The 16,891-nt window shown below is 57.7% G+C and carries 12 protein-coding genes; all 12 read right to left on the bottom strand.

Translation table 11 applies throughout. From position 1 onward, the window contains the following. Positions 1-60: 60 nt before the first annotated feature. The 12 genes from Q8N04_00215 to Q8N04_00160 all read right to left on the bottom strand — a co-directional run bounded on the left by Q8N04_00215 (position 61) and on the right by Q8N04_00160 (position 16,869). Positions 61-1,512, bottom strand: a complete 1,452-nt coding sequence (locus Q8N04_00215; GenBank protein MDP3089078.1) for a sigma-54 dependent transcriptional regulator — start codon at positions 1,510-1,512, stop codon at positions 61-63. Next, the gene (locus Q8N04_00210; GenBank protein MDP3089077.1) at positions 1,509-4,688 is read right to left on the bottom strand and encodes a PAS domain S-box protein; all 3,180 of its coding nucleotides are present in this window, start codon (positions 4,686-4,688) and stop codon (positions 1,509-1,511) included. Before Q8N04_00210 ends, Q8N04_00215 begins: the two co-directional genes overlap by 4 nt. Before the next feature lie 118 nt (positions 4,689-4,806). After that, positions 4,807-5,724, bottom strand: coding sequence for a protein translocase subunit SecF (gene secF, locus Q8N04_00205; GenBank protein ID MDP3089076.1), 918 nt, complete (start codon positions 5,722-5,724; stop codon positions 4,807-4,809). Positions 5,725-5,779: 55 nt separating this feature from the next. After that, positions 5,780-7,423 carry a protein translocase subunit SecD gene (gene secD / locus Q8N04_00200; protein ID MDP3089075.1) on the bottom strand — a complete coding sequence of 548 codons (1,644 nt, stop codon included), beginning with the start codon at positions 7,421-7,423 and terminating at the stop codon, positions 5,780-5,782. 162 nt (positions 7,424-7,585) lie between these two features. Further along, a complete protein-coding gene (yajC, locus tag Q8N04_00195) occupies positions 7,586-7,924 on the bottom strand; it encodes a preprotein translocase subunit YajC (GenBank protein ID MDP3089074.1) in 339 nt (112 codons plus the stop codon). Positions 7,925-7,943: 19 nt separating this feature from the next. Next, positions 7,944-9,110, bottom strand: coding sequence for a tRNA guanosine(34) transglycosylase Tgt (gene tgt / locus Q8N04_00190; GenBank protein MDP3089073.1), 1,167 nt, complete (start codon positions 9,108-9,110; stop codon positions 7,944-7,946). Positions 9,111-9,127: 17 nt separating this feature from the next. Next, positions 9,128-10,852: an arginine--tRNA ligase gene (argS, locus tag Q8N04_00185; GenBank protein ID MDP3089072.1), complete on the bottom strand. Its 1,725-nt coding sequence runs from the start codon at positions 10,850-10,852 to the stop codon at positions 9,128-9,130. Between the two features lie 83 nt (positions 10,853-10,935). After that, positions 10,936-11,949 (bottom strand): glycosyltransferase family 9 protein, encoded by a 1,014-nt coding sequence (locus Q8N04_00180; GenBank protein MDP3089071.1) that lies wholly within the window; start codon positions 11,947-11,949, stop codon positions 10,936-10,938. Continuing rightward, positions 11,949-12,560 (bottom strand): molybdenum cofactor guanylyltransferase, encoded by a 612-nt coding sequence (locus Q8N04_00175; GenBank protein MDP3089070.1) that lies wholly within the window; start codon positions 12,558-12,560, stop codon positions 11,949-11,951. The genes Q8N04_00180 and Q8N04_00175 overlap by 1 nt, the downstream gene beginning before the upstream one ends. Before the next feature lie 93 nt (positions 12,561-12,653). Beyond that, positions 12,654-14,432 carry a c-type cytochrome gene (locus Q8N04_00170; GenBank protein ID MDP3089069.1) on the bottom strand — a complete coding sequence of 593 codons (1,779 nt, stop codon included), beginning with the start codon at positions 14,430-14,432 and terminating at the stop codon, positions 12,654-12,656. A gap of 49 nt (positions 14,433-14,481) precedes the next feature. Next, entirely contained in the window at positions 14,482-15,519 is a 1,038-nt protein-coding gene (locus tag Q8N04_00165) for a cytochrome c (GenBank protein ID MDP3089068.1), read from the bottom strand. A gap of 39 nt (positions 15,520-15,558) precedes the next feature. Next, the gene (locus Q8N04_00160) at positions 15,559-16,869 is read right to left on the bottom strand and encodes a nitric oxide reductase (protein MDP3089067.1); all 1,311 of its coding nucleotides are present in this window, start codon (positions 16,867-16,869) and stop codon (positions 15,559-15,561) included. Positions 16,870-16,891 lie beyond the last annotated feature (22 nt).

The following is a 16,891-nucleotide window of genomic DNA, read 5'->3' as shown; positions in this document are numbered from 1 at the left end:
AGCAATCACGGATAATCTTCATCATTCACCCTAAAGACACGTCTGTCCCCACAGCAACGCCTACGCTCCGTCTTCTTCCTCAGCCTCATCTCTTGCCGAAGGGATGCCGTAGCGTTTGCACTTTTCCCATAAGGCTTTGCGGGAAAGGCCGAGGATTTTCGCCGCGGTAGTGCGGCTCCCCTCCACCCGCTCAAAGACAGAGAGGATGTAGTCTTTCTCAAAGGCTTCTCGGGCGGTCGAAAGCGCGGTGAGCGACAGTTCTTTCTTTTTGGGCTTTCCGGTTAACCCCTCATTACAAAAACCACAGGACTCTTGCGGCTCACCGCCCAGATAGGGGCAGGCCTGAAAGCCGCACAGATCGGACGGCTGAATCGGCTCCCGGTCGCGGCCCAGCGCCACGGCGCGCTCGACCATATTCTCCAGCTCGCGCACATTACCCGGATAGGAATAGCGGAGCAGCAGCTCCCGTGCCGGCTGGGAAAAACCCCGCAGCTTCTTGTTCATCTTGGTTGAACAGGACTGCAACACATGATCGGCGATGACGGTGATATCTTCCTGCCGCGCGCGCAGCGGCGGAATCACCACTTGGACGACGTTCAAACGGTAAAAGAGATCCTCCCGGAACCGGCCCCCTGCCACCTCTTTCCGCAAGTCTTTTTGCGTCGCGCAGACCAGCCGCACATCCACATCGATCGTCTGGTTACTCCCGACCCGTTCGAACTTCCGCTCCTGGAGCACACGCAACAGCTTGACCTGCACGACCGGCGAGATTTCCCCGATTTCATCCAGGAACAAGGTGCCACGATTGGCCATTTCGAACCGGCCCCGTCGTTGACGCAACGCGCCGGTGAAGGCGCCCTTTTCATGACCGAACAGCTCCGCTTCCAGCAGCGATTCTGGAAGGGCCGCACAACTCACCTTGATCAAGGGATAGTCCCGCCGCGGGCTGTTCTGATGCACGGCATTGGCCGCCAGTTCTTTTCCTGTTCCACTTTCGCCCAGGATCAGCACTGTGGAATCCGTGGCCGCGACCGTCTTGATCTTGTCCAGCACCGCCCGCATTTTCGTGTTGGATCCGAGAATACCGCCGAAACTGAACTTATCCTCCAGGATCTCCTTCAGATCCTGATTCTCTTTGCGAAGTGCGACCACGGTTCCCGCCCGTTCGACGATCAGCAACAGCTCATCCATTTTGAACGGCTTGGTAATATAGTCGAAGGCGCCGAGCTTCATCGCGCCCACGGCGGTTTCGACGGAGCCATGCGCCGTGATCACCACCACTTCGGTCTGCGCCCGCGCCTCTTTCGCTGCCTTCAGCACCGCCAGCCCGTCGGCGCCCGGCAATCGCAGATCGGTGATCACGAGATCGTATTCCCGCCGGCGCGCCTCTTCGATCCCTTCGGTTCCCGTGGCCGCGGCGCAGACGTCATGACCGACCGCTTCAAGCGCATCGACGATGGACAAGCGCATCAAGGGTTCGTCGTCGACGATCAGAATCGTAAGTGGCGTCATGAAACCCGCTCCACCGGCTGCCGCTCGCGGGAGACGGGCAACCAGAGAGTAAAGACTGTGCCTTTGCCGACTTCACTATCCACAAGAATCTTGCCTCCATGACGCTCAACAATCCCGAGACTTACCGACAAACCCAACCCCGTCCCTTCACCTTCGCGCTTGGTCGTGAAGAACGGATCAAAAATCTTCGGCAGCACCGCCGCCGGAATACCGGACCCGGTGTCTCGAATTTCCACCAGACAGATCCCCTCTTCGACCCAGGTCCGGATCGAGAGGACGCCGCCCTCTTTCATCGCCTGGACGGCATTCAAAATCAGATTCATCAAGACTTGCTCGATCATATGCCGGTCGATCATGACCGCCGGCAACCCGTTGCCTAGAGAGGACTCGAGCACAATCCGATTCGGCGCGAACAAATGGTTCGTCAGCACCAGCACCCGTTCGATCACCGTGTTGATGTCGGCCGGCGCAAACTCCGGCTGATGCTGCTGAGAGAAATCCAATAACTGCCGGACGATCTTCTGCACACGGTGCAATCCGTCTTCCATCGAGGCCAAATACTCCTCGCGCCGGGCCGGTGCGATCGTCCCCTTTCCGAGATTGTAGAGGCAGTTCAGGATGCCACCTAACGGATTGTTGATCTCGTGGGCCACTCCCGCCGCGAGCTTGCCGACGGATGCCAATTTCTCCGAATTCCTGATTTGCTGTTCCAGCTTTTTCGTGTCGGTCATATCGCGGGCGATCCCGAGGACGCCAAGAATCTCCCCGTCCACCCCGTGCAACGGCGACACACTCACCATAACAGACCGGGCCTCGCCCGTGCGGGTAACCACTTCGACTTCGTACACCTGCTTTGCGCCGATATCGAGCGTGCTCTTGAGCCGGCGCCCCCGGTGCCGCTTAGATAACAGAGATAGGTAGGGCCGGCCAATGAGGTCGTCTTTCCGGTAGCCCCAGGCTTCAATCTTACTGTTGACGTAAGTGAAGCGCTGCTCGGTGTCCAGCGTGTAAATGACATCGTTCGCATTTTCGAGCAGGTTCTCTAGATACTGCTTCGTCTCTTCGATTTCCTTCGTGCGCTCCCGGACTTTCACTTCCAGTTCATCCCGGTAAGACCGCAGCTGCCGTTCCATCCGCTTCCGGTCGGTGATGTCGCGGAGCTGCACCATAATCAACGGGGCCTCGGCGGCGCCGGTGCGAATCAGATCCATTTCAACCGGGGTCTCGACACCGGCGGCCGTGAGAACAGCGATCTCGTGGGTAGGGACCTGCCGCTGCCCTCCGGCCAATTCCATCAACAAGGCACGAACCCCCTCGCGAAACGCGGGCAGAGCAATGTCGAAGATACTGCGCCCAACGACCGACGATTCCGAATAGCCCAAGGCCTGCTCTTCCCGCTGGTTGACCGCGACGATCCTCCCGTCGCGATCCACCATGAAGACGGAGTCGGCCACAAGGTCGAAGAGCGCCTTATAGCGCGCCTGCGACGCGACCAACTGCTGCGTCCGCTCGGAGACGGCCGTTTCGAGTTTGCTCGTATATTGCTGAAGCTGCCGCTCCAACTGATGCCGCTCGGTCACGTCCCGTACGAATGCGCGCGTATGGACGATGCCGCCCCCCTCCTGATCGAACAACGCCGTGGCATGGATCTCCACGTCGATCCGACGGCCGTCCTTCGCAAGAAAGATCGTTTCAATGGTGTTGCGGCCTTTCACCATGAGCCGCTCAAGATAGCTCAGGACATGCCCCGCCTGGTCCGGCGGCACCACGTCCCAGAGCCGCATGGCCAACATTTCGTCGAGGCTGTACCCGAGTTTCTCCAGCCCGGTCTGGTTCACATGGACAAATTGCCCTGCCCGGTCCAGCTGATAAATCATTTCCGGGGAATGCTCGATCAGATCCCGATACTTTTCCTCCAACCGCCGCACTTCGAGCATCCGCTGTTCGATTTGCGTAAACGACAACTTTAGATTAGCGGCCATCTGATTGAAGGCGCCGGCCAGGTGTTCGATCTCATCCCCGGTTCGGATCTGCAAGGTCTGATCGAGCCGGCCGCTGGCGATCTCCAGAACACCGTCGTGCAAGATTTTGATCGGCCTGGCGATCCGCCGGGCCACGATCAACCCCGTGCCCACCAGCACGGCAAACACCAGCACTCCATACAGCAACACTCGGCCGACGAGACGTCCCAGAGGAGCGTAGGTCTCTTCCGGATCCTGCCGAATGACCGTCACCCATTGTTTTCCGCCCATACTGCCGGGCGCCAGGGGTTCGCTGAACCGCACCGGAGCGAATCCGATCAAGGCATTGTGGCTCCCATGGGAGTCGTCAGGCGCGATGGTCCAACCGGCCTTCTCCTGCACGATGGTCCTGACCAGTTCCGGCGTCATCGTATGCTCTTCAGGCGACAACACCGGACAAATCAAGGAAACGCCGTCGGAGTTGAAGAGCATCGCGTGGCCGGATGAGCCGATCGACACTTCGCCGATCGAATGGAACAGCGTATCGCGCCGGAGCAAAATGGTCACGGCGCCGATGACTTCCCGGCCACCGTCTTCAATGATCGGCACCGCCACGACTACGACGTGCGTTCCGAAGGCCGGATCGAAGGCGATATCGCTGACGTACGGACGGGACACTTGCGACTTCACCAGCGCCGTCCACCAGGGCGTCTTGCCGTAGAAATACTCCACCTGGGGGATCGAACTCACCACGAGGGCGCCGCGGGCGTCCGTCACCAAAATCCCGACGTAATCGGACTTCCGGATATCGTGCCAGCGGATGAGATAATTCGTGACGATGCGGTTGATGAACAGTGGGAACTCGCTGCGGGTGTCGCGCTGGCGCCAGCGCTGCTGCCAGTCTTTGATCATGGCATCGATTGCACGCTCGTCCTTCCCCTCATAGGTGCGGTTCGACTCCGTCACGGCCGTGCGGAGGAAGGGGGTGGTCCCGAGTTGCTGCGCTTCGTTGATCCCGCGCGTCACATGCATCTCGGTCCGACGCGACGCCTCGACCGCCACTTCCTTGAAGTTGGCGCCGATGGCCTCGCGGAGCGCCCGCCGTTCTTCCACGTAACTGAGCAGAAGGGAGAGACTGAGTGGCAGGAGACCCACCATCACGATCGCCGTGATGATTTTCTGCTGGAGACTGTGAGACCGACTCCAGAGTGTCATACTGATGCCCCAAGCAGCATGCGGACAGAAACCGACGGCATCCGGAATCCGGGGGGTTCGCACCTGCCGACCAACCGGCGTCGGCGCACAGGCGCGAACAACGAGCGCCCCGTTTCCGTTAGCTCCGCTTCATCATCCGTCCGCTGGCGCCCGGCCAGAGGAGAAGCAACGGACTGGCGACGAACACCGACGAATAGGTTCCGAAGATGACGCCACTCAGAAGGGCGAGCGAAAAATCATGCAAGACTTCGCCGCCGGCCAGCGTCAGCGGGATCAGCACCAGCACCACCGTCAAGCTGGTGACAATCGTGCGGCTGAGGACCTGATTCACCGCGTTGTTGATCATGCTCTCTTCCGAGTCCCGCCGCCGGATCCGCAAGTTTTCTCTGATCCGGTCGAATACCACGACGGTATCAGTCAGTGAATAACCCGCCAGCGTGAGCAACGCCGTCACCACGAGCAGGGTGATTTCTTTATCCAGCAGATAAAAGGCACCCAACACGGCGAGCACATCGTGGAACGTGGCCAGGGCGGCCGCGACGCCGAAGCGCAACTCGAACCGGGCCGCAATGTACATGATGATCCCGGCAAACGAGATGACGATCGCGATGAGCGCATCTTCCTGCAGCTTCTTCCCGATGGTCGGGCCGATTTCCGTCGACGCATCCACGACAAATTTATTATTCGGGAATTCTTTTGAGAACACCGCCATGACCCGTTCGGCCGTCTTTTCCTCAATGGTGGTCGAGGCTTTAATGCGGACGAGCAATTTATTGTCCTGTCCGAATTCCTGCAACTCCGCATTGCTCAGCCCGTTCGACTCCAGAGCCTTCCGCGCTTCCTCGATCCGAATGGCCTGGTCAAACTTCAACTGCACGGCCGTTCCGCCGGCAAAGTCGATCCCGAGATTGGCGGCCCCGCGCGAGATCTGCACCAGGGCAATCAACCCGAACAACACCATAATGCCCGAAAAGATAAACGCGATCTTGCGCTTACCCATGAAATCGAAGTTTGTTTTTCCGAGAATCTCTAACATGCTCACTCCCTTTTCGTCGTGTTCAGCTCTCAGTCTTCCGCCATCAGCATCACGGCTAAATGCTGAGCGTGTCCACTTTCTTACCTTGATTCAGCAGATCAAATACGACCTTGGTTCCGACGAAGGCCGTGAACAGATTGATCGCGATCCCCAAGCACAACGTCACGGCAAATCCTTTAATCGGACCGGTGCCGAACAAGAACAGCGCCACACCCGTGATCAACGTCGTCACGTGCGCGTCGATGATCGTGAGCAGCGCCTTGTCATAGCCGCCGTCCACCGCCAGGCGCACGGCTTTTCCTGCCCGCAATTCTTCGCGAATGCGCTCGAAGATCAGCACATTGGAGTCCACGCCCATCCCGATGGTCAGCACAATGCCCGCGATGCCCGGCAACGTCAGCGTGGCGTTCAAGGCCGAAAGCGCTCCGAGCAAACAGATCAGGTTGAGCAAGAGCGCGAAATCGGCGATCACTCCGGACAAGCGGTAATACACGATCATAAACACCACCACCAGCAGTCCGGCGATGAAGGTGGATTTCATACCCTGATCGATGGAATCCTGTCCAAGCGACGGCCCGACGGTGAGGTCTTGAATGATCTTCAATGGAGCCGGCAATGCGCCGGCGCGAAGGACGATGGCCAAATCGTTGGCCTCCTGCGTGCTGAACGTCCCGGTGATCTGAGCCCGTCCGCCGGAGATCCGGTCCTGAATCACCGGCGCGGAATAGATCGTGTTGTCGAGCACGACGGCCATGCGCTTCTTGATGTTCTCACCGGTGATCCGCTCAAACTCCCGACCGCCTTTGCCGTCAAAGGTAATAGAGACATAGGGGTCGTTGAACTCTCCGATGGAGACCCGCGCGTCGCTCAAGACATCGCCCGTCAGCATCACCCGTTTCTTCACGAGGTACGGCGTCCGGAATTCCCGGCCGGTGTCTTTGTCGACTTGGTGCTCGAACAGGATCTGATCGCCCTCCGGCACCTTGCCCTGGAACTGCGCCAAGACTTCGGCCTCTTTTTCCTTCGGGATGCGGGCAGGGAAATCCATCTTCATCTGATTGTCTTCGTCGAGCATCTTGAACTCGAGCAAGGCGGTTTCCTTGATGAGATCCTTCGCCCGCTTCGGCTCTTTGACACCCGGCAATTGCACGACAATCTGCTTCAATCCCTGACGCTGTACCAGCGGCTCGGACACGCCGAACTGGTCGATCCGGTTCCGAATCGTTTCGAGCGCCTGATTGATCGCCGAATCCTTGATCCGCTTGATCTCCGTCTCGCGCAACTCCCAGACCAGACTGTTGGCCGACCCCGCGGCATCCACTTCAAAGAACGTGGGATACTCATCCACGAGCTTCTGGATCTGCGCTTTCAGCTCGGCGTTGGCAAACTGAATAGTGACCTGATTCGCGGCGGTCCGTTTCACCGATTCAGCCGGCAGCTTCTTGTCGACCAAGACATCCTGCAACGATGCGACCGACCGCTCGACGGCGATCTCGACCGCCCGGTCTTCATCGACCTCCATCACCATGTGAATGCCGCCCTGGAGATCCAACCCCAGCGTAATGCCCTTATCCGGCAGAATCTTCCGCGCCCAGTCGGGCAAGACCTGATACAACGGCTTGTACGACGGCAGGAAGAACACCACCGACAGCACAACCACCAGTGCAAGCAATGCAAACCGTCCACCAACTTTTTTCATGTCTCTGCCACCCTCTCTTGCAGAATGCTGAAACAGCCCGCCAGCGTCGTTCTCGCCGCGCTCAGAGGCTCACCGTACCGCCGCGTACGCCTCGCCTTTTCGCTTGCTGCGGCCTTGCCGGGCAGCCTGTTTGAGCATTCTCGTGTGATTAACGTCGTCCGGCTACTCTTTGTCGTCGTCTTCCGCCCGTATTTTCGCGATATGCTCTTTCTGAATCTTGACCTTGGTATTGTCGGCAATCTGCAGCGTCACCGTCTCTTTCCCGAGATTCGTGATGGTCCCCCAGAAGCCCGACGCCGTGATGACCTTGTCCCCCTTCTTCAGATCGTCGAGCATCGCCTTTTGCTGCTTTTGCCGCTTCTGCTGCGGCAGGATCAGCAGGAAATAGAAAATCACAAAGATCAGGACAAACGGCACCAACGAGAGCAGCGAACTCGATGTGCTCCCGCCGACCCCGGGCCCCTCAGCCCACGCCACCGACGCCATCGCGACCATCATCATAACTCTGGCCCCCCTTACGCTAGTCGAGGCCGGCCCGCGGTTCCTGCGCGGCGATTGCTGTCTCGCCGCCGGTCCGCTCGGCTTCCGCCCGCGCGCGATAAAACTCCTCGCGCATTGTGAGAAATGTCCCTCGCTCGATCGACGAGCGCACCCGTTGCATCAGATCAGCAAAATACCAGAGGTTGTGAATCGTATTCAGTCGCGATCCGAGCATCTCCTTCACGTTGAAGAGGTGATGCAGATAGGCGCGCGAATAGCGTTTGCATACCGGACAGCCGCAGTCGGGATCGATCGGCCGTTCGTCCTGTTTGAATTGCGCCTGCTTGATGGATACACGGCCGAACCCCGTAAAGAGCCATCCGGTCCGCCCATGGCGGGACGGCACCACGCAATCAAACATATCGACCCCGCGAGCCACCCCTTCGATGAGGTCCTCCGGAAGGCCCACCCCCATCAGATAGCGCGGCTTGGACTCCGGCAGTTCCGGAGCGGTCACATCCAACATCGCATACATATCGGCCTTGCTCTCCCCGACGGACAGTCCACCGATGGCATAGCCTTCAAAATCCAGCGCCACCAGCTCCTGGGCCGACTGTCTCCTGAGATCGGCTTCCAGCCCGCCCTGGACAATGCCGAAGAGCGCCTGATCGTTCCGCCGCCGGCTCGCCTGACAGCGTTTCGCCCACGATGTCGTCCGCCGCAAACCCTCCAGAATCGCCGCGCGCGACGCCGGCAGGGCGACACATTGATCGAACGCCATGATGATATCGGCGCCGAGCGCCTCTTCGATTTCGATCGCCGTTTCGGGCGTGATGAAATGCGTCGAGCCGTCGATGTGCGACTGAAACGTCACGCCCTCATCGGTGATCTTGCAGAGTTTCGCCAAGCTAAAAATCTGAAACCCGCCGCTATCGGTCAGGATCGCGCCAGGCCATCCGGTAAATGCGTGCAACCCGCCCAACTCCGCCACAATTTTATGCCCGGGCCGCAAGTAGAGATGGTACGCATTATTCAGCATGAGCCTGAACCCGAGATCGTGAAGATCCTCGGGCTCCAGCCCTTTCACCGGCCCCAACGACCCCACCGGCATGAACGTGGGCGTGTCGATGACGGCCCGGGCGGTACGGAGCTGTCCCAGCCGCCCCTTGGTCTGTCGGTCCTGCTGTTTGATCGTGAACTGCATCATCGTGCGAGTACGTTCCGTTACATCTGCTCGGGAGCTGAAATCCCCAGGACGGACAATCCGTTTTTCACGACCTGCTGTACAGCCCGCATCAACACCAACCGAGCTGCCGTCGTCTTAGGAGATATCTCCTCCGCCACGGGCGCGTCGCCGGTCTCCAGATCGGCCGCCGGAGGAAGAATCCGATGCTTGTTGTAAAAAGTGTGCAGCAGGGCCGCGAGCTGCTGAAGATAGTAGGTCAGGCGATGCGGCTCAAACGCCAGCGCGCTCGCCTCCAACACTTCAGGAAACATCGAGAGCTTCCGGATCAAGGCAAGCTCGTCGGGATCGGTCAGCACCGTCAGATCGGCTTCCGCCGCCGTCGGGCAGGCAATTCCACGCGCCGCGGCCACCCGCCAGAGGCTCGCAATCCTGGCATGGACATACTGCACGTAATAGACGGGGTTGTCCGAGGACCGCTGCTTGGCCAGCTCCAAATCAAAATCCAAATGCGTGTTCGAATCCCGCATCAGAAAGAAGAACATGGCGGCATCGACACCCACCTCGTCGATTACCTCGCGCATCGTAATGAATTCGCCGGAGCGTTTCGACATTTTGACTTCGACGCCGCCTCGCAACAACTTCACAAGTTGCACCAGCACGACCTGTAGCCGCTCTTTCGGATGCCCGTACGCTTGAATGACCCCCTGCATGCGCGGGATATATCCGTGGTGATCGGCGCCCCAGACGTCGATCAACAGGTCATAGCCCCGCTGGAGCTTGTCGCGATGGTACGCGATGTCGGAAGCGAGGTAGGTACATTCGCCGTCCTTTTTGCGGACGACGCGATCCTTTTCATCACCGAATCGGGACGACCGAAACCACCAGGCCCCGTCCTCCTCAAATAAGAGGTCCTGACTCTTTAGTTCTGCAAAGGCCCGCTCGACGGCGCCGGACTCAATGAGCGAGGCTTCGCTGAACCAGGACTCAAACTCAATGCCTAATGTCGATAGATCTTCACGAATGCGCTGCAGCAGGGTCCGATAGGCCAGATCACGACAGCGTTGCTCGGCCTCCACCGGAGACATCGTCGCCAGCGTCGCCCCATCTGACTCCTGAATCTGTTCAGCCGCAAGACGGATATACTCGCCGTGGTAACCGTCTTCCGGAAACGTGACAGGCTTTCCCGCAAACTCCTGCAACCGTGCATACACAGAGGCACCCAGGAGTTTCATCTGTCGGCCGGCGTCATTGATGTAGTATTCACTGACCACGTCGTATCCGACCGCTCTCAGCAGCCGGGCCAATGCTTGACCAACCGCGGCGCCTCGCCCATGCCCCACATGAAGCGGCCCGGTGGGATTGGCACTGACATATTCGACCAACACGCGCTTCCCGACTCCGACCACCGACGTGCCGTAGGCCGCGCCTTTCCGCTCGATGTCCCGCAAAACTTCTAACCAGATGGCAGGCTTGACGGTCAGGTTGAGAAAACCTGGCCGAACGATCTCAACTCGCTCGAACAATTGATCGCGGGTCAACAGATTATCGGCAATGATCTGAGCAATGTCATGGGGTGCGCGTTTCTCTGAGGCAGCCAGAGACATGGCAACAGTGGTGGCAAGGTCACCCCACTCCGGACGCTTGGGCGCATCCAGGGTGACGGTAGGCCAGGACTCGATTTTCAACTGCCCCTTCGCCTTTGCGTCAGAGAGAGCTCCCTGGACCGCATTCGCCACCTGTTCCTGCACGAGCCCCTGCGTCACGAAATCTCCTAAGTCCTTAGAGAAGAAAGAGAAAAACAATTTTGCACTGTAGCATATGGTACATAGTGTGACAAGGTGAGGCGTCAGGAATTTGTTACCCGACGGTAGCGAAAATCGACGGTATCAAGCGCCTCGAAAACCTTCTCCGGCATCACATTCAGACAAGACTTTTCCGCACAGGCTCGCACCGCGTCCCAGCCTACGCACAAGCAGCCTCCCCCCCTCACGACAGTCACTTGTTCTCCGCGCGGAGCCCATTGCCGCTCATCGGTGGGCCCGAACATCGCCACCGTCGGCACGCCCAGGAGGGCAGCCAGGTGGGTCACGCCAGAATCGTGGCCGATATACCCCTGTGCCTGCGCAAGGATCGCGGCAAGCATCGTGATGGACGGAGGGCGAAGCATCAACATTCCCGGAAGACCCAGTGCCTGGATGGCGGCCTCGGCTTGCGCATCAGCAGGCCCTAGCACCATCACAGGTAAGAACCGCCTCGCCTGACATCCCCGAATAAGCATGCCCCACGTCTCCGCTCGCACACACTTGTGCGTGCTTCCGCTTCCCGGGTGGCACATGATCAGAGGCGCCGTTTGTTCGATCCCGACGGCACGAAGTGCGTCCATCCCCGCCTGCAGCACCTGATCAGGAAGCCGGAGACGGATGGAAGGGTTCGCACCGACCGGAAATTCCCCCTTCAGCGTCTCCAGAAACCGATCACTTTGGTGATGCCCTCCGGCATCAGCCGGCGATTGCAACATCACACGTGGAACCCCCAACTCCTGGAGCCCACGCCGGATCGAACCATCCCGATCACTCAGCCATCCAACCACAAGATCGCATCGTCTCAAGAAATCATGCGGTAGATCTGAAATCTGCACCCTTCCGGAAAACAGCGCGCTGAACCGGCTTGATTCGATCGGCAACGATTGATCGATCACCCCGCACTGACCCAGTAGATGCCCTACGTCAGACCCCGCGAGCAGGATCATCTTGTGTTGCGGGAAGGCGCTCCGCAGGACGGCCATTGCACCAATCGACAGCAGCACATCACCCAGTCCCCCAGGATGAATCACCAGAATCGTGCGCTGGGAGGCGGGCATTATCGAGTCAATGAACGGTTACGAAGTGCGGCTCTCGCCGCGTCAAGATCAGCCGGCGTGTTCACATTCTGAAACGATCGGGCGAGGGCATCACGCTCGCCCCACTCGTCGGGCAAAACGACGGTTGTGTGGAGTGAGGGCTCTGAGACAATCTGCTGGATCTTCAGCGCATGCGTGGTGGCCATGCGCTCCAGGACAGGCAATGCGCGTTTACTATAGAGCGCGTGAAGAGGTTGCAGCCCGGTCGGCAAACGGGCCATCACAATGTCTGCTGCAGGATCGCGATCGACAAACCAGCGGATCATGTCGGGATTCAGAAACGGCATATCACAGGCCACGACGAAGACACGCTGCCCCGAGGCCTTTACCAAACCGGTGTAGAGGCCGCCGAGACTCCCACAATCTGCAATGAGATCTCTGTGAACGAGGCATCCGGAGACTGTGAGCGGCGGACTATCCTGCGCAATAATCACGAGCACCTCAGGAAAGAGCTGAGCCATCACCGAGGTCGTTCGCGTCAATAACGTCTCCTCCCCGACCAGTAGGAAACGCTTATCCTCCCCCATCCGCCGACTCTTGCCGCCGGCCAGCACGACTCCCGTGACATTCATACAGATCTACCGCTTCATGGCGTGAAAACACGAAGGGGGTGGGTTTCCCCACCCCCTTCATTCGCTGCTCAGCCACTCACGTACAGAGTGCGCTTAGAGCGTCTTGCCCTTCCGCTTGTTTGCGCGGCGCGTCAGGACCCATGCTTCCAACAGCACGATCCCGCCGGCAATGACGAACGGATAGATATACACTTCACGGGGCGTCGGCGGCTGCATGAACGTGTAGTAGAAAGCCGAGACGGCCATCTTGCGTCCTGCATCACCGTTATGACCATCCCAGGCAAAGAACACGGTCGGGATGTATTTCCCCATTTCGAACAGCGTGTCTTCGTCATAATCCTGGTCCTTCTTGTTCCCGACTGGACGCTGAATCATGACGTACCAACGACCGTTCTTCCATTCAGACTTGAGAACCTTCAGATTCTCTTCATAGCTATCGCGCTCTTCGAAATCCTTATCCCAGCCGGTTCCCTTGAATGCCCGGAGAGATCCGTCAGCTTCCCACTTCACAATATCCACCGGATATTGCTCATTGCTTCCAAAGAGGTACCGCGGCTTAATCGGGGCGGGAAGATCCTGCCACTTGACCGGCGTTTCGATCGCGACCGCGTCATTGTAGACCGCGTAGTTGTTTTGATGCGCCGCGATGGATCCTTCTTCACCGGTCTTCGGATCCTGCTCCTTCACATCGATGTTCACCTGAGTCGGAGCCCAGGGCAATTTCCCTTCGGCCACACTCTTGGTACGATCGTCCCACTCGATCAAATACACAATCGACTTTTCGTTATACAGTGACCGAACCCAGAGATCATCGATCCGGTTCACGAAGTTACGCGGCTTATGCGTGATCTGACCACCCATGGCGATAAGGCGCTTCTGGGTTTTCTGCCAGGCTTCGTTCTCCATATCCGTGGGGATCTCACCTTCCACCGGATTCGATGGAAGCACGAAGTTGACTTTCGGCTTATCTGTCTGTGGATCAATTGAGAGCGAATTCCCTTCAGCATCTCTTTCGCACAACGAATTCACGAAGTTGGCAATGTCCCAGCGATCATCGACTGAGGTGCTGTCGGCAAATGACGGCATCGGCGTACCGTTGACTCCGGTCGAGAAGGTCCGGAAAATGTTTTTCACATTGTACGGATCCTGCCGGCTTCCACGGAAATTCCAGCACTTGTGCCAATTGGCAGGCTGGATCGAGAAACCCCAGTCATCCTTCAGATTGAAGGCGTTACCATCGCCACGGCCTTCCATGCCATGACATTCCACGCACTTCTTTTCAACGATCAGCTCGGATCCCCTCTTCTTGCTTTCCTCTGTCGCCTCTTTCGGCTTCAATTCTGCCATTTGAAGAATCGTCTGGGATTCTGACTGCTTATCGGTGAACTTCCGATCCTTCACCAACTGCGTGGTGACGAACGACAACACTTGAAGACGCTGCTCTTCGGTCAAGATACCTTCCCAAGAAGGCATCGCAGAACCTGGCAATCCATGGGTAACCGTCTCAAAAAGATCGTTTTGCCCAGGAGTCGGCTTTTTGGCATCGAACAACGGCAATTCACCGCTGGCAGTATGCCGGATCTTGAAAGTCCCCTGGTTGAAGTTGCGGGGACGCGGCCAGAGTCGGTCGGCGCCGGGCCCGTCGCCGGCTCCATCCACTCCATGACACCAGACGCACTTGGTAAAGTAGACGCGCTTCCCGGCTTCGATCATGTCTGCAGCCGGCTCTGGCGCCAGTTCACCCTTCTTAAACCCCTGCGGAACTTCCTCGGCAGATGCCGAGAGGACCAGAGGGCCGGCAGAGAAAAGCGCCAGTCCAAAGGCCGAGGCAAGGACGATCCCTGCTTTTTTGCCCATCGACGTATTCATCATTTTTTTCCTCATGTCGTAATCCAGGGTTATCCGTTATGCCAGTGGACTTTTAGTCCCAGGTCCTGGGGTAGTAACCCGTATGCCAATACTCAAACAAAATGACCTTCCAGATCTCGTCGACAGTCAAATGCTGTTCCCATGGCGGCATCACTGAGGCCCAGGGGAAACCTTCGTTCGGCAGTCCAATACCACCCTTGGCGACGCGCCAGAAAATGAAGGTCTCCTGGAGCTGAGCGATTGTGCCTGGATCAGTAAAGTTCGCAGGAATCGGGTTGAACGCAAAGGCATGTAGGCCACGACCATTCAAATTGTCACCGTGGCAGAAGTGACAGTTCTGGAAAAAGATTTCTCCGCCTTCCTTCACATACTTCAAGTAACCCTGATTCTTTTCATCAAACGGATTGGCGTTAGGGGCCATCAAACGCCCCATGCCCTGTTCAACGATCAGCTTGTTGCTATATTCCTGGTCAAACTTCCCTTCCGGGTTGACACGGTACGGATTCTGGGAGGTCTGGAGGGTATAGGTCTTACCATGAACTTTCGTGCTGGCCGGAGGCGCCGGATGCACCGTGCGCAACTCAACCGGCTCTTCCGACTTTGGCCTCATCGCATTGAAGGAGGTGAAACCAACAAGAACTGGAATCAGAACGAGATACGCGTATCGGAGCATCTTGTTCGCTCCACTCTGGGCATCGAGGACGTTCATGATCGGCTGCTTAAACTTCTTCCAGTCATCCTCGTTCGCGGATACCCACATAAAGACCGCGACGAGAGACACCGTCCCATACATGGCCCGAACGCTGAACGGGATGGGCGGATAGACGCGGAACTTCAAATAGAGCAACACAAACGCCCAGAACCCGATTCCCTGCCAGAACCGGGGAACCGCCATACCCATTGAACTGAGCATGTAGCTCAATCCGGTAAAGCCGGCTACGAAGCAGGCGACCTCAAGCAACATTTGGATTGGCATGTAGCCTTCGACTAAACGGACGGTATTCGACGGGACGACGTCGAGGATCATCCCGACTAGCAGGAGGAGCGCAATAGCTCCTACCAGCGCGCCGACTGACATCAATGCTTTCATGAGTTCACTCCCTTTGGTCTAAAAAGATTCACAGCTCAGTTACGAAATCTTTGGAGGCTCTTTTCCCTCGTAGACTTGCGAGAGATAATCCACAATCTTCTTGAGCGCTCCCGCACTGAGTTTCTGACCAAACACCTTGGGCATCGTATTGTCCGGGAATGGCTTCACCACATAGGCACTCGGTGACACGATCGACTCCATAATGTAGTCGGATGTCGACTTGGCCGTCCCCTTATAATCCTTATCCTTGATACGAGTAGGCGCGTTCGTTCCCTCAACCAGCTTGGGACCGATCGTACCGTTGGCGCCAGGAATGCCAGGAATCGTATGGCAAGACACGCACTGCGCCTTCGCAAGAATCTGATCGACAGGCTCGGTGCCGTCAGCCATGAGAGCACTGGGTGGACCGGTCTTTTCTTCCGTCTTTTTCGGCCGATCCGCTTCAGGGATAAACTTCTCGTACGACTTCACGATCTCGTCGAAGGATGGAGCATCTCGGCCTTCACGAACATACAGCCAGGTATCAACAGCTGCAAGCTCATCCAGGCTGAGCGATATCGGCGGTTTGTGAATCGCCGGCATCGGGCTTTCCTTGTCATTGGTTCCCTTTACGCCAAAGCCAGACACCACGTAACAGTTTGGACAAGCGTGCGATTCAGCAATATACTCCTGACCATTTTCTGCGGTACCGGATCCAGGGAACGCTTCCTTTTGAGCATAGTCACGCTTGGCGGCATTGCCCTTCGAATATTTCGGATCTTCAAGACGCTCTTTGCCAGCGCGCTCTGGCAGACCGCTCAGATTGGGCGCACGTTCACCCAACATTCCAGCATGGAATGCATGACAGAGCGGACACTGGCCCTTGCCGATAGCACCCTGCTCTTTATTCTTCCCAACTCCACCGAAAATAATTTTCTCGCCTTCATCGGCCAGCTGCTGCGCCGTCATACCGCTATACTCAAGCTTCTCTTCCTTCGGAGGGAAACCACCTTCGACCTGCGGCAACCAGTTTCCATAACCTGAAAGAAAGGCGGCCACGAAGAACATGAGTCCGCCGATTTTCAGCAAAGCCCCAAAGTTCGGGAAATAGACCGCCACCATGAAAGCGGCCACGGTAATCATGACGAGCGACACCGGCATGAGCCGGTTCTCGCCGTAGAAGCTCCCCGTGTAGTTTACGATCGCAACAAACAAGAGAAACGTCGCCGCCATCCCAATGATCGTCTTGAGCGTGGCCCGCTTCTTCGCAACGGGATCACTGATGGAGAATTGAAAATACACTAAGAGGCCGGCCAGCAACGCCAGTGCCGGCCACCCCATCTCTAGCGCTTGATTAATCAAATCGCCCACGGTTTTAACCTCCTGCGGCTAC

Source organism: Nitrospira sp., from assembly GCA_030692565.1.
In the GTDB taxonomy this organism is placed as follows: domain Bacteria; phylum Nitrospirota; class Nitrospiria; order Nitrospirales; family Nitrospiraceae; genus Nitrospira_D.
Note: the sequence above shows the minus strand (reverse complement) of the source record. Positions and strands in the feature narration are given on the sequence as shown.

What these genes read in the sequence shown, in the direction of transcription:
- Q8N04_00165 (MDP3089068.1), bottom strand. Translation starts at nt 15,519, where the DNA reads ATGAAAGCATTGATGTCAGTCGGCGCGCTGGTAGGAGCTATTGCGCTC.
- Q8N04_00215 (MDP3089078.1), bottom strand. Translation starts at nt 1,512, where the DNA reads ATGACGCCACTTACGATTCTGATCGTCGACGACGAACCCTTGATGCGC.
- Q8N04_00175 (MDP3089070.1), bottom strand. Translation starts at nt 12,560, where the DNA reads ATGAATGTCACGGGAGTCGTGCTGGCCGGCGGCAAGAGTCGGCGGATG.
- yajC (MDP3089074.1), bottom strand. Translation starts at nt 7,924, where the DNA reads ATGATGATGGTCGCGATGGCGTCGGTGGCGTGGGCTGAGGGGCCCGGG.
- Q8N04_00180 (MDP3089071.1), bottom strand. Translation starts at nt 11,949, where the DNA reads ATGCCCGCCTCCCAGCGCACGATTCTGGTGATTCATCCTGGGGGACTG.
- tgt (MDP3089073.1), bottom strand. Translation starts at nt 9,110, where the DNA reads ATGATGCAGTTCACGATCAAACAGCAGGACCGACAGACCAAGGGGCGG.
- secD (MDP3089075.1), bottom strand. Translation starts at nt 7,423, where the DNA reads ATGAAAAAAGTTGGTGGACGGTTTGCATTGCTTGCACTGGTGGTTGTG.
- secF (MDP3089076.1), bottom strand. Translation starts at nt 5,724, where the DNA reads ATGTTAGAGATTCTCGGAAAAACAAACTTCGATTTCATGGGTAAGCGC.
- Q8N04_00170 (MDP3089069.1), bottom strand. Translation starts at nt 14,432, where the DNA reads ATGATGAATACGTCGATGGGCAAAAAAGCAGGGATCGTCCTTGCCTCG.
- Q8N04_00210 (MDP3089077.1), bottom strand. Translation starts at nt 4,688, where the DNA reads ATGACACTCTGGAGTCGGTCTCACAGTCTCCAGCAGAAAATCATCACG.